Annotated in this window: 8 protein-coding genes and 1 tRNA gene; 1 reads left to right on the top strand and 8 read right to left on the bottom strand. The window is 39.9% G+C overall.

What is annotated here, in order from left to right:
* Positions 1-24: 24 nt before the first annotated feature.
* On the bottom strand, positions 25-1,674 hold the full coding sequence (locus ORI89_RS17885; protein WP_268231887.1) for an FAD-binding dehydrogenase: 1,650 nt from the start codon (positions 1,672-1,674) through the stop codon (positions 25-27).
* 118 nt (positions 1,675-1,792) lie between these two features.
* Here ORI89_RS17885 and ORI89_RS17880 point away from each other — a divergent pair, with 118 nt between their 5' ends.
* A complete protein-coding gene (locus ORI89_RS17880; RefSeq protein WP_268231886.1) occupies positions 1,793-2,020 on the top strand; it encodes a quinol oxidase subunit 4 in 228 nt (75 codons plus the stop codon).
* A gap of 253 nt (positions 2,021-2,273) precedes the next feature.
* Here ORI89_RS17880 and ORI89_RS17875 read toward each other — a convergent pair whose 3' ends face one another.
* From ORI89_RS17875 to htpG, 7 genes are all read right to left on the bottom strand, one after another.
* Positions 2,274-3,170: a BT_3044 domain-containing protein gene (locus ORI89_RS17875; RefSeq protein ID WP_268231885.1), complete on the bottom strand. Its 897-nt coding sequence runs from the start codon at positions 3,168-3,170 to the stop codon at positions 2,274-2,276.
* Positions 3,171-3,201: 31 nt separating this feature from the next.
* Positions 3,202-5,223: a RagB/SusD family nutrient uptake outer membrane protein gene (locus ORI89_RS17870; RefSeq protein WP_268231884.1), complete on the bottom strand. Its 2,022-nt coding sequence runs from the start codon at positions 5,221-5,223 to the stop codon at positions 3,202-3,204.
* A 15-nt stretch (positions 5,224-5,238) separates the two neighbouring features.
* Positions 5,239-8,322, bottom strand: coding sequence for a SusC/RagA family TonB-linked outer membrane protein (locus ORI89_RS17865; RefSeq protein WP_268231883.1), 3,084 nt, complete (start codon positions 8,320-8,322; stop codon positions 5,239-5,241).
* Between the two features lie 26 nt (positions 8,323-8,348).
* Entirely contained in the window at positions 8,349-9,707 is a 1,359-nt protein-coding gene (locus tag ORI89_RS17860) for an IPT/TIG domain-containing protein (protein WP_268231882.1), read from the bottom strand.
* An 815-nt stretch (positions 9,708-10,522) separates the two neighbouring features.
* Positions 10,523-11,401: a pirin family protein gene (locus ORI89_RS17855; RefSeq protein WP_268231881.1), complete on the bottom strand. Its 879-nt coding sequence runs from the start codon at positions 11,399-11,401 to the stop codon at positions 10,523-10,525.
* Positions 11,402-11,536: 135 nt separating this feature from the next.
* Positions 11,537-11,613 (bottom strand) — tRNA-His (locus tag ORI89_RS17850).
* A gap of 369 nt (positions 11,614-11,982) precedes the next feature.
* The gene (gene htpG, locus ORI89_RS17845) at positions 11,983-13,872 is read right to left on the bottom strand and encodes a molecular chaperone HtpG (protein WP_268231880.1); all 1,890 of its coding nucleotides are present in this window, start codon (positions 13,870-13,872) and stop codon (positions 11,983-11,985) included.
* Positions 13,873-13,980 lie beyond the last annotated feature (108 nt).

The raw sequence follows: 13,980 nt of genomic DNA, 5'->3' as shown, positions 1-13,980 counted from the left end.
AAAATAATGTAACATCTTACGAGGTTATTTATTTGCAATATATTCTCCGGCTCTTTTACCAGTAAAAATGCAACCACCTAAGAACGTCCCCTCCAACGCCCTATACCCATGTACACCCCCGCCACCAAAACCAGCTGCCTCTCCCACTGCATACAAACCTTTTATAATATCCCCCTCAGTGTTAAACACTTCGCCATTTAAGTTTGTCTCAATGCCACCTAGAGTTTTCCTAGTTAATAAGTGCAAACGCACTGCAATTAAAGGTCCGTTTTTACTATCCAAGATCTTGTGGGGTTTTGCAGTTCTAGCCAACTTATCGCCAAGATATTTTCTCGTATTTTTAAGATAATTCATTTGAATATCCTTTCCATACTTATTGTCTAGCTCTCGATCTCTCTCCTCGATCTGTTCTTTGATATGCTCATATATTAATAAATTATTTCCAGCAAGAGTATTCATCTGGCTTATTAAGTCTTTTAGGTTGTCGGCTACAATAAAATCTTCACCGTGTTCTTTAAAGTTTTCGACGGGTTTGGTAGCGTTTTTACCAAAAAGCCGACTGATCACTAACAGCAAGTCTTTATTTGTCAAATCTGGGTTCTGTTCAGAACCAGAAAGGGCAAATTCTTTCTTTATAATTTTCTGTGTAAGAATAAACCAAGAATATTCATAACCTGTTTCTTGAATATGCTTCAAGGTTCCCAACGTATCAAACCCGGGATAAAAAGGAGAAGGAAAACGTTTTCCGGTTGCATCTAACCAAATTGAAGAAGGCCCTGGCAAGATACGAATACCATGATTACTCCAAATGGGGTTCCAGTTTTTTACCCCTTCCGTATAGTGCCACATCCTATCCTTATTGATCACCCGCGCTCCGGCTTCTTCAGCCACCTCTATCATTTTTCCATCGACGTAATCGGGCACACCACAAATCATCTGCTGGGGTGCTTTTTTCAATCGCTGTGGCCAATTTCGTTTTACCTGTTCAAAATTAGCCCCAATGCCCCCAGAAGCGATGATAACTTCACTAGCCCGAAAAGTAAATTTACCTACTACTTCACGATTTGTTTTTTCGCCACGAGGCTTAGAATCTGCTGCTAAAATATCCCCTTCAACCCCTTGAACTTGCCCATCCTTTATAAGCAAACGGGTAACTCGGCGTCGAAATCGAAATGTTAATAATCCTTTCGCCTTTGCTTCATAAGCTTTATCTACAAAAGGTTTGATAACGGCAGGTCCAGTACCCCAAGTTACATGAAATCGGGGTACAGAGTTTCCGTGACCACTAGCGTCGCCTGCACCTCGCTCGGCCCACCCAACGATTGGAAAAAATTTGAGACCAAGCTCTGTAACGTACTTGTATTTGTCATAGGCCGCAAACCGGACATACGCATCAGCCCACTGCCTAGGCCAAAAATCATCAGGCCTATCAAAACCGGCTGTACCTTTCCAATCTTGCACGCCCAACTCATAAGAATCCCTCACCCCCATTCTACGCTGTAACGGGCTATTGATAAAAAACAACCCTCCGAACGACCAATAGGCCTGCCCTCCTATATTGGCCTCGGTTTCTTGATCGAGTAACACAACTTTCTTGCCTGCTTTAGTAATTTCATATGCAGCAACCAAACCAGACAAACCACTACCAATAATAACAACACAATCTTCAATCATAATTTAATTATTTAGGTACTCTGAAGATAAGCACTTTATATCAAAAAAAGAACAGAACAAAACCTCACAAAAAACAACACCAAAATCGATTGGCGTATTTATTGTACGTATGTATTTTATGAAGAAGTATATTACCTATTTGGCGGCAGTTATCGTTGCATTATCCACAGTGTCCTGCTATACCAGTAAGCAACATCCACACGGTCATCTTCCACCAGGACAGGCAAAAAAGGTTTATGGCGATAAATCTGCGAAAAGACATGCACCGGGGCAACAGAAGAAAAAACATAAAAAACCAAAGCATCATAAACACGACGCTTACTACCCCTCGAATTATAAGCACTAAGAGGAACTCTCTTGTTTACAGACTTTCAACAAGCCGTCGGTTTTTAAAAACGGACATGAGACTATCAGCTGCGTAACATCAACAGCAGGTTGTTTGCAAAATAAGGCGTTCATTAATCACATATAAAGTAAAACATACTGCAGTTTGGATAATACCATTATTCATTAAAAAAGCTACACCACTACAATTTTTAAAAAAATGTAATGGTGTAGCTTTTTAAAATTATGGCTAGGCACTACCGCAAACTGTGCGGTTATTTAACCTGCATTTCTAGACGTTCTTTCATTAATACAGTATTCTTGCCTATGGTGTATTCATAGGATAATAAAAATACGTTAATCACCCTACCGTACGACTCTTCAATCTCAAAACTATTGGGATAGTTAGTGTCGCCATCGACCATCGTGACTTTTATATCTTTGTATGGTTTTACAGTGACACTATTATCTTCGTTAACTTCTAAAATAATAGACTTCTCGTTGATACTCTTTTCAGTAGAACTAAATGTCTCATTACCTGCCACCACTCGAACTTTATTTTTACTTAACGGAAACATTTTTTTATTGCCCGCAGTCACCATACCATTAGCCATACCAGACATGCTATAAAATGAATTTTGCGCCAAAGAAGCGTAATCATTTTTAATCAGCACTTGGTAGAGTATGGTGTTTTTATTTTCATTTATTTCGACTCCTTCTCTGCCCGTCATTTTCAGACCAATAAAATATGTAGAGTCAGGCGACAGGCCCTCTGGGTTTAATTTAACCATTGTGCGCCCGGTCCGTTCACCAGCTTTTACCTGAATTGAATAGTTTTCAATTTCATATTTATCTGCTGGCAATAACTTAGCATAGAGCCGCTCGTCGCCGTAAAATTGCGACCAATTGTATTTATCAAGCGGAGCCTGATCTTCGGTTAAATCTACATTCAGATCTTGCGTAGGTGCTTGCGTACCTCCAACTGAGACGCTAATGTATCCTAACACCTCCCCGTCCACCAAAGCCACTTCTTCTTCAAAAATATTATGCTGGCCACTGCTTATTAAAGCAACGACATTTTTATACATTTCCTTTTCAAATATTGCATTATCATTGCAGGCTGAAAAAAGAAAGGAAAGTCCTATCAGCATCCAACTAGTTCTTTTCATCATCTTATACTATTTTCTTACTTTACATTTTCGATTAGTAACCAGGGTTTTGATCAAGAGAAGGTAGCCTTCTCAATTCTGTTCTCGGTATAGGTACCCAAATAGCTCTTTTATTAACAACCCTAGATAAGAAAGAAGAAGTAGCTGGTATGACGCGCTGATAATATGTTTCTTTCGTTGCGCCATCGGGGTTCATGCCTCGCATAGGCTCACGCTCTGTTTCTTCATAGATGCCCCACCGACGGACGTCATAATAGCGTCTATTCTCCCATAAAAACTCAACCATTCTTTCTCTTTCTAGTTGCTGCTGCACATCATCTCTACTTGCTAACTGCGCATCGGACAACCCAGGTAATCCAGCTCTGTAACGCACCTGGTTAAAAGAACCTTTAATTGCTTCTACATCGCGGCTTACTGTATAGGTTTGATCATCCAACTGCACTGTATGGCTTCCAGTAAGATTATTCAATGCTTCGGCATAGCTCAGTAAGATTTCAGCATATCTGATAATAGGATATGATTTTTCCATTCGCCGAGCTCCCGTTCCTTGAAAAGCATCCATAGGGTGTGCAAATTTCTTGATCACGTAACCCGTAATCGGATAGTTGGGCGAAGATGCTGTTACCCCTCCACGTCCATCAACATCTTGATAGTAATATTTAGCCACATGATTATTACGTGTCGAACTTGATAGCGCCTGCCAAACAGCCTCGTTAAAACCTATAGAAGCATAAAAACGCATTTCTCGATTGGCATACATATTATATACCCCTGATCTAAGCGGATAATCGGAGAAGTTTCTCGGCTCGGTAGTAAAGCCAGTCTCGGAGTAATAACCATCTGCTAAGGCTTGTTCTTTTGTCCGCCCGTCATCCATTAAATAGGCATCAACCACTTTCTGTGTCACAGAAAAACGTCCCCAACCACCTAATGACGGAGGAAAAGCTCCTTGGTTGATTGTCGTATTTATATAATTTGTATTTCTACCCCAAATCAATTCAGGATTGATGGCAGACACAGCCTCACCTGTAAAGATATTAGAATATGATTTGAATGGGTCAATCCCTGCTGCACCATTAGGATAGTTTCCATAAAACTTAGGATCGACATTTACGCCTGCAGGCAATGTCGGGGTTTTATCGTCGCTAGGCGTAGTATACAGCTTGTACATGCCCATTTCCATAACACGCTTAGCTGCTGCTGCTGCTACAGCCCATCTTTTTTCGTCGTATTCTTGCGAAACGTAGTGTACACCATCGGTAGAGCGTGTCCATGCGCCAAAATATGAGTTGGCAACTGGACCACCATTAAATAATGGACTAGCATGAATCAAGCGGAGACGCGCAATTAAAGCTAAGGCAGCACCTTTTGTTGGGCGGCCAAAATCTAAAATGGCAGTTTCGCGAGGAAGTAATAAAGCTGCTTTCTCCAATTCAGAGCAAGTATACTCCATAGCTTCGTCGTAAGTAGCTCTCGGGCGGTCGTAATATTCAATAGATTCATTGGTATTGACAATTTCATCGCCTAGTATAATTGGAGGCCCATAATCGATTAAAAGATTATAGTAAGCATACGCCCTGATAAAACGTGTGTAGCCCTCAATTCTCACTCGATCATCATTGGTTAAATCACGTGGTTGATCTAAATTTTGGAGAATATTATTTGTTTTACGAATAATCTTATAATAATTACCCCATTGATTGAGGTTGGGGCTCGAATCGCCAAAAAAATCAGAAGTAATACGTCCCGTAGCAAAGTCCATCCCATAATAAATATTACTAGAACCACTACCTGTTAAACCGTTAAAACCTTCATCCGTAGCCATAGGACCAGGCGTAAAACCATTACGTATAGTCTGAGCTTCGTCAGGAAACAGAGCGGCAGCGCCCCACATATAGGCCTCCATATAACGGGCATTCGTAAACGCAGAGTCGATATTAAACTCATCGTCGAAATAATCGTCAATATTCAGATAGTCTTTACAGGATGTTGCAAAGAGAATTACATGAACGATCAAAATTGCCTTTACTATTTTATTTGTGATATTATGTCTCATTTCTGCTGCTTTCTCTTAAAAGTTGATATAAACTTGGAGTGAATATGTAGATGGTATTGGGTATTTTCTGCCGTTATGTTCGGCTTGTTCAGGGTCATAAATCTTCACCTGATCCCATACGTATAAATTGTTACCGACAAACTGCAAATCCATTGACGAAACCCCAACCCTTCTTAAAAAGTCTTGATTTAACCTGTAACTAAGCGTTACTTCCTGTAGACGTAAATACTTAGAGTTTCCCTGCCAAAAGGTCGATCTCTGCGTGTTATTGGTATTATTGCCATATTGCAGACGAGGAAAACGAGCGTTAGGATTTTCTGCCAAAGCAGGATCTATACCGTTGGCTAAAGCGTAGTCCATAGGAATCCATCTGTTCGCAGGATCTGCCACCATACTGAGCACATTGCCGCTCGTGCCACCATAAAAAGGAACATACCCCATACCCCCATAGAAAAACGGAGTGTTACCTGTTCCTTTGAATAAAACACCTAATGTTAGGTTTTTATAGTTAAACTCCCCTCCTATACCATACATTAATAGCGGATAATTGTTATGAGCCAATGGAACCATATCTAACTTATCGATAACACCATCACCGTTGACATCTTTGTATTTAATATCTCCGGGCATAACGTTGCCGAAAGTCTGTTTCGGACTGTATTTAATATCAGCATCATCTTTAAACAAGCCAATAGCTTGATAACCGCGAAGCGCATTAAGTGGATAACCTTTATATTCTAAATAAGAATGCTCTAAATAGGCCTGTTCCCAATTTTGTACTTCATTTTTAGAATAGGTAAAATTGCCTCGGATCGTAAAACCATAGTCTTTAGATATTTTTGCAGAATAGCTGATATTACCGTCAGCTCCAGAGCTTTTCATCTTACCGACATTTGCAAAAGGGCTGGTTACGACACCCACATAGTCTGGCACCTGGACTCTCTTTTGAAATATTCCGTTTCGCTGATCTTTAAAGAAATCGACCACAAAATCAATCTTATTATTAAATAACTTCCCCTCAATACCTATATTAGATTTAATTGCCCTTTCCCACGCTAGATTATCAGCTCCGATCCTATTTTCATGAATTGTTTCTATACCAGGTACTCCCCATATATTCGCTGTACCTTCGTTAGCCTTTGTCAGGTATGGAAAACGAACATCAGAGATACGGTCATTACCTACAGAACCGTAAGAACCTCTAATTTTAAAATAATTCAACCAAGGCATAGATTCTTGGACAAACTTATAGCTAGAAGGTACCCACCCCATTGCAATAGATGGGAAGAACCCATATTGTCTGCCTGGCTGGAAGTTTTCTGAACCGGTATAACCAAAGTTAACATCTAAGAGGTAAGTATCTCGAAAGCCATAAGTCAAACGACTTGACACCCCTTGATAGCGTAATGGAATGGCTGACAAGTTATTGGTAGCATCTTTTGTATCTTTTGCATCACTAATATAATAATATATTAAAGCTGATGTACGGTGATCTTTACCAAAAACCTGATCGTAGTTTACGACTGACTCAAAGTGATATTTTCGGAACTGTCTAGTCGATCTAGTGTAGGACGCTTTCTGTTCTTGAACAGTTTCTTGCATAATAAGCTCGCCATTATAATCGCGCCCAAGCGCTCTATAAAGCGGCGGCTGAACACGCCTGCGCTCTTCGAAGTAACTATTAATATCATAAGCTCCCTGCACCCTAAATTTAAGCCCTTTTAATAAACTCGAAAGGTCTTGATTTAATGCGAGTGTAGCTTTTCCTTTATACACTTGGTCTGACGCTTTTCCTGTGCGGTTGATCATCACATAAGGTGAAGACCCATCGCCCGTACCGATGGCTGGGAAAAGACCATTTGAATACTGCGTTGGAACTGCCAAAGGAGTTAATCGGGCCTGCGCACCCCATATATAATCGGTATTGGCCAGCCCCGGCTGATCTAACTTTGATAGAAAACCATCTGATCCTAAGTAAACCTTAGTGGTGGGCGTTAAATTGACGTCTAAGTTTATTCTATAGTTATAATTATTAAAACCAACATTGGAACTATACACACTATTTTTATCAACCTTGTAAGCTGCAGTTTGGCTATTACCACCCAGACTTAAAAAATAGCGTGCTACTTCTGTACCGCCACGACCACTAGCATAAAAACTCTTACGCCAGAATGTTTTGTTCATTATTTCATCTTGCCAGCTTACATCAGGATACATGTCCAAATCTAAACCATCGCGAATGATGCCCATTTCGGTCTCGTCATATAGAGGACCTTCCCCGCGCACTATAGCCGCTTCATTAGCTAATGTTGCATAATCATTAGCACGTAAATATTTTGGCAGACGATTTAGAGTTGACAAAGTTGTATTTACACGTCCTGTGATCTGAATTCTATCAACCAATCCCTTTTTGGTCGTCACGAGGACAACACCATTCGCTCCACGTACACCATATACTGCTGTAGCAGAAGCGTCTTTCAAAATAGAAAAGCTCTCAATATCGGCCGGGTCTATCGTGTTCAGGTCGCCTTCCAAACCATCGATCAGAACAAGCGCACTGCTATTTGCTCCAAAAGTACCTATACCACGCACCCAGAAGTCAGCTATGTTTTTACCTGGCTCGCCACTCCCCTGCAAAGAGATGACACCAGCAGCACGTCCTCCTAATAAATTAGTGATTGATGGTGCGGGAGTCTGTAAGTCTTTCGTGTCAACAGTAGTAATCGCGCCGACAGAACTGATTTTTCTTTCAACCGCTCCTAACCCCACAACAACAACCTCATCAATAGCCGAACTTTTCTCAGTAAGTTGAATTCTCAGTCCAGCTACGGACTCAATGGCCAGATGCTCAAAAGGCTCGTAACCAACAATACTAACTACAATTTTATCGCCGTAGGTTACTTCAATATTAAACTTCCCTTGATTATCAGTTGATCCCCCGGTACTTGGTTTGTCTTTTAGATAGACAGATACATTACGTAACGGACCGCCCACTTCATCAAGCACAGTCCCGCTAATGGTTAACTTTTTTCCTTGCTGCCCATACGTGATACTAACGCACACACACAACAAAAAACACAAAATTTTAATTACTCTCATTATTATAATCTTACGGATTAGCTTTATTATTCGATAACTAGTTTACGGATGCGTGCATTTCCCCAATCGGCCACATAAATATCACCGTCATCATTAACAGCAACACCCCATGGGTCTTTAAATAATGACTCAATAGGCCCGCCATCTTTATAGCCAGATTTTCCGGGCTGTCCTGCCACAGTAGTCACAATGTTATCTGCAGAAACCATACGAATACAGTGGTTTCCATAATCGGCAACGAACATATTGCCATCATTATCAAATTTGATATCTTTAGGATAATTGAATAAGGCGTCTTCCAACGGCCCATCGCGAAACCCACTACCCCCTGGAGCATTTAAACGCTTAAAACCACCCGTACCATCAGGGTCACGAAGATCTAACACAGAGATACCTTGCCTAAATTCGGTTGGATTAGCATTAGAATGCAGTGTTATGTACAAGAGCCACGGCTTTGCTGGATTAATTGCCTGACCGTACTGCGAGCCGTAAGGCCCTTGATGTACAATCTTTGCTTCTAAAGTATTCGGGTTGATTTGAGCAACTTTACCATCACGGAAACGAGTGTATAGGTTACCGTCCCAAGGACTAAACGTAATAAAATTTTTATAGCGATCTCCATCAACAATAGAGTTTACATCAGCGGGAGAGAATTTCACGTTCTTTTGTCGTGGGTACCAAGCTTCGCGCGGATCGAACGTGAACATAACTTCTTTTACCGACTCATGTGCTGCCGTGAGTATCCCGGTTTCACGATCTACTGTCAAACCGTTAGCAAATAAAACTCTTTCTGCAGCTACAGCCTCGATCAGGGGAGTTACTACGTTTTGGCGCTCGCTGATACGGGCTACACCAAAAGTTCCGCCATCTCGCCATGACATAAAGATATTCCCCTCAGCATCCAATTCTAGATATTTACCATAGACCTCTGCTGCCGATAATGGACCTGCTGTAAACCTTTTCTCTCCGTTGCCAGTGACTGTACTTACCTGTGCCTGAATATTATATAAAAAAGAATTATCGTAGGTCATAGAATCCTTTCCGACAACCACCGATATTCGTGGATCGTCGCCTGGCAGACGAGGAACAATAGCATAAATACGCTCGCCGCTAGAAGATACTACAGAGGCTTTAGTATTGTTGAAATATACCTTAATCTTACTAGGATCTGTTCCAAAGTTACTACCATCTAAAAGAATTTTGTCACGCGCACCACCTTCTACAGGGTGGAACGAAGTTAAGGAAATAGGCTTGTTAGGATCGTGCTGTATCTCCAGTGTTGTCTCGGCAGCATCCTCTTTACAGGAGTACAAAGAAAGTGAAATCAGACACGACCAGAACGTCGTTCGGAAAATTTTAAAATGAATACCCATTGGTTTCTTCATCGTATTAAAAATTATTGATATTAAACTATATTTATCTATCATGAGTACTATGCGCAGTCTGTAAACACGTGATCTACATACCTACGCTATAAGAAAATTTCATTTTATACGTTCCTATTCATAAACCTTAGCTTTAAAAAACGGGAACAGCTTTGTTAATAATTTCAATTCAAATACAGTATGTATCTAAAATTCTTGCTTTAGTTCCTGTTGAACTAAAAAAACAAACCCTTTCATACTTACAATTTCATAAACGATATACCTCTATTTCTCACATCTGCCGATTTAACAAAAAGTTAATACAGAAAATTCAGTAACTAACATTAAACATTAAAAAACTACATTATTGCTTGTGAGATGTAGAAAATAATTGCTTCACGGCTAATATAACCGTGTAAAACAGAAAACAAAAAGCCAAACAGAGACTTAATAGTTTAATAATATCGACTTAACTATTACGCAATACAAGAGAGAGAGTTTTCAAAAGATTGTGATGCGACTTCTATACATCGCTGAAAGTCTGCTGCAGCAACAGCTTAAACTGTTGTACTGTAGGCTTAAAGAAAGAGGAGATTTGTGAAAGAAGTCAAAATAAAAAAAGCCGTCAGACGAACCCAACGACTTTATAAATTCAATTGTTTTTCTGACCGATTATTACTGCTTAGCTGCCCAAACTTCGATCTCGATTTTAAGGGTTTCGAGTCCCAGCCCTTTTCTATAAACAAAGCAGTAATAAACCTACGCATTTTCAAAAAAAAGGAGAGACTTCAGCTGATTGAAACCTCTCCACTATTAGAAACAATAAATAAAAAATTCTAATCTTCTAAACGTCCAAATTTACCAGCCTGAAAATCTTCCATAGCTTGAACTATCTCCTCTTGAGTATTCATTACAAAAGGCCCGTAAGAAACTATAGGTTCGTCAATGGGTTCGCCACTCATAACCAGTACAACCGCATCAGCTGTGGCTGTTACAGTAAACTCTTCAGCATTATTCTCGAACAGTACAAGATGATCTGTTGGGACATCTTCCTCATTATTTACACGTATGCTTCCTTCAACAACTAAAAGTGCTGTATTAAAACCTGTGGAAAAACTTAATGGAACTTCTCCCCCTTTGTTTAACCGAAGATTTAACAAATAAAGAGGAGTAAACGTAGAAGCACTTCCTAATACATCTTTATAATTACCAGCTATTACCTCTACATAACCACCTTCATTTGGAAGGTCGTATTTAGCGATATCAGCATTACGGATGCCTTGATATTTTGGTGTAGACATTTTATCCTTGGCTGGCAAATTAACCCATAGCTGGACCATGTGAAAATCGCCTCCCTCTTTACTGAAAGTTTCTTCGTGATATTCTTTATGCAAAACACCGGAAGCAGCTGTCATCCATTGTACGTCTCCCTCGGCAATCACGCCGCCACCGCCACTACTATCACCATGTGCCACTCGACCTTTATAGGCGATTGTGACTGTCTCGAACCCACGATGTGGATGTACCCCAACCCCACGAGGGGTATCAGTAGGTGGAAAGTAAAACTTGGAATTATAATCCATCAAAATAAACGGATTCATCCGCTTTTGATCCAAACCTGCTGCGCCAGGAATAAAGTTGTGAACTCTAAATCCATCGCCTACAAAATGTGGAGCGCTTGGTTTTACTATTCTTTCAATTTTTCTTGTAGCCATAATCAATTGTATCTGATTTATTTAGTACAAAAATACAGCCAATAACAAGCAAAAGCATTACCATAGGTTAAGAAAGAAATACAGGAAATTTAGGATATAAAAAAAGCCTCTCGTTTCGGAGAGGCTTTATAAATCTGGGGTGGATAATCGGGTTCGAACCGACGACCCCTAGAACCACAATCTAGTGCTCTAACCAGCTGAGCTATATCCACCGTGATTTTGATGATACAAAAGTAGGATAATAATCGATATCATCCAAATATAATTAACACAAAAACACAGTTAAAAAGCGAATAAGTTCATTTCTAATGAGATAATTTAACACAAACTATTTTCAACCATTTATTCTAACCTAATATAGGGGGCAAACAATGCTAAAAGCTCCCTATGCATACAAAAATAACACGGAGAGAGCTCGCTCTAAAAACGCTTTAAAAGCAAATGGATTATATATTCCTTCCATATTAGCAACAAGCAGTAAACATAAACCGGATGCTATAGTATCGGGTAAATTGTTGTAATAAAAAAAAGGCTGCCCTTTAGAAAAAGTGACAGCCTCTTAAAGTTATATAGGGTTTTTCTTAAATCAACTCCACACTACGCTTTACAAAAGAAGTAAGGTCTGCGCCTGTCAATAAACCACGCGATAATAAAGCTAAATCAAAAGCCTGTTTAGCCAATTGTTCTCCTTCTTGTTCTGTGCTTTCCAAGATACGTTTCACCAATGGGTGATTACCATTAACTGTTACTTTATAGCTGTCTGGTATCGTGCCGTAGAAGCCCATGCCACCGCCACCGGTTTTTGCCATATCTTTCATACGACGCATAAACTCATCCATCGTAACAGAAACAGGAAGTTCATCTGTCGCAAGCGCTTCGATTTCAACTTTCATATCCGCTCTTGATATCGCTTTCTCAAAAATAGAAGAAGCTTGCTTGCTTTCCTCTTCAGATAGCACTAGCTCCACCTTTTCGTCTTTCTGAATAAGTTTATCAATCGTGTCGGCATCAACACGCTTGGCTTGGATTTTCTCGCCGCCTTTTTGCTCCAGATAACCTACAAAGTGTGTATCAAGCTGACCATCCAAGACAAGCACATCATAGCCTTTTGCTTTTGCTGATGCAATAAAGCTATCCTGCTGCGCTACGTCACTACTGTATAAGTAGATGATATTACCATCTTTATCGACCTGAATATCTTTTACTTTTTCGTAATATTCTTTCAGTGTATAGCTTTCCTTAGCCGTATTTTCAATTAAGCAGAAGTCATTTGCTTTCTCTGCAAACTTCTCATCGCTCAACATACCATATTTGATAAACAAGCTGATGTCATTCCATTTTTCTTCAAAGTTCTTACGATCCTGTTTAAAGATTTCGTTCAACTTATCAGCTACCTTACGGGTAATGTAGTTATTGATCTTTTTAACATTACTATCTGCCTGTAAGAACGAACGAGACACGTTCAGTGGAATGTCTGGCGAGTCAATCACACCTTGTAAAAGCATTAAAAACTCAGGAACAATGTCCTTAACTTCTTCTGTAATGAAAACCTGACGGGAGTACAACTGTATTTTGTTACGCTGTATATCCATCTCATTTTTCACTTTCGGGAAGTATAAAATCCCTGTTAAGTTGAACGGATAATCGACGTTTAAGTGAATCCAGAATAAAGGCTCATCCATAGAATACGGATACAGCTCACGATAGAAAGCTAAGTAATCTTCATCTGTCAGATCAGCAGGTGCTTTCGTCCAAGCTGGGTTCGTATTGTTGATAATATTATCAACCTCTACCGACGTGTATTTTGGTTTGCCTTCTTCGTCTTCGCCGTCGGGCTGAGACTCTGTTTTTGTCCCGAAACGAACAGGAACAGGCAAAAAGCGTGCATATTTATTTAATATTTCGCTAATTCTGTTTTGGCTTAAAAACTCGGCAGACTCCTCATTAATATGTAAAATAACATCCGTACCACGATCTGTACGTGTGCCTGCTGAAATTTCGTAAGATGTACTACCATCACAAGTCCAGTGCGCTGAAACTGCTCCATCTTGGTAAGACAAAGAATCAATCTCTACACGATCTGCTACCATAAATGCAGAGTAGAAGCCTAAACCAAAACGCCCGATAATCTCGTTTGCATCGTTAGCTTCTTTAAACTTCTCCATAAATTCAGTAGCTCCTGAAAAAGCAACCTGATTGATATATTTTTTAATTTCTTCGGCAGTCATACCTATACCACGATCAGAAATTGTAATCGTTTTAGCCGCTTCATCAAGCTTAACATCAACTGTCACGTCCCCAACTTCTCCCTGAAACTGCCCTAAAGAGGACAAGCGCTTAATCTTCTGGGAAGCATCCACAGCGTTAGAAACCAACTCACGCAAAAAGATCTCGTTATCCGAGTATAAGAACTTTTTTATCACCGGGAAGATATTCTCCGTGTGAATCGAAATAGTACCTTTTTCTTCCATATTATATTTTGTATTTATTATTTACGATTTGTAACCATTAATAGGCTTATCAATGTATATTCCAAAGCAACACTATAGGACAGGTTGACAGTCTTAAGCTTCTTTTTG

The organism is Sphingobacterium sp. UT-1RO-CII-1, from assembly GCF_026711005.1.
Lineage (GTDB): Bacteria > Bacteroidota > Bacteroidia > Sphingobacteriales > Sphingobacteriaceae > Sphingobacterium.
The sequence above is the reverse complement of the archived record's forward strand: the minus strand, read 5'-3'. Positions and strand labels throughout refer to the sequence as shown.

Coding starts and splice junctions, on each gene's coding strand:
- ORI89_RS17885 (WP_268231887.1), bottom strand. CDS start 1,674: ATGATTGAAGATTGTGTTGTTATTATTGGTAGTGGTTTGTCTGGTTTG.
- ORI89_RS17880 (WP_268231886.1), top strand. CDS start 1,793: ATGAAGAAGTATATTACCTATTTGGCGGCAGTTATCGTTGCATTATCC.
- ORI89_RS17875 (WP_268231885.1), bottom strand. CDS start 3,170: ATGATGAAAAGAACTAGTTGGATGCTGATAGGACTTTCCTTTCTTTTT.
- ORI89_RS17870 (WP_268231884.1), bottom strand. CDS start 5,223: ATGAGACATAATATCACAAATAAAATAGTAAAGGCAATTTTGATCGTT.
- ORI89_RS17865 (WP_268231883.1), bottom strand. CDS start 8,322: ATGAGAGTAATTAAAATTTTGTGTTTTTTGTTGTGTGTGTGCGTTAGT.
- ORI89_RS17860 (WP_268231882.1), bottom strand. CDS start 9,707: ATGAAGAAACCAATGGGTATTCATTTTAAAATTTTCCGAACGACGTTC.
- ORI89_RS17855 (WP_268231881.1), bottom strand. CDS start 11,401: ATGGCTACAAGAAAAATTGAAAGAATAGTAAAACCAAGCGCTCCACAT.
- htpG (WP_268231880.1), bottom strand. CDS start 13,872: ATGGAAGAAAAAGGTACTATTTCGATTCACACGGAGAATATCTTCCCG.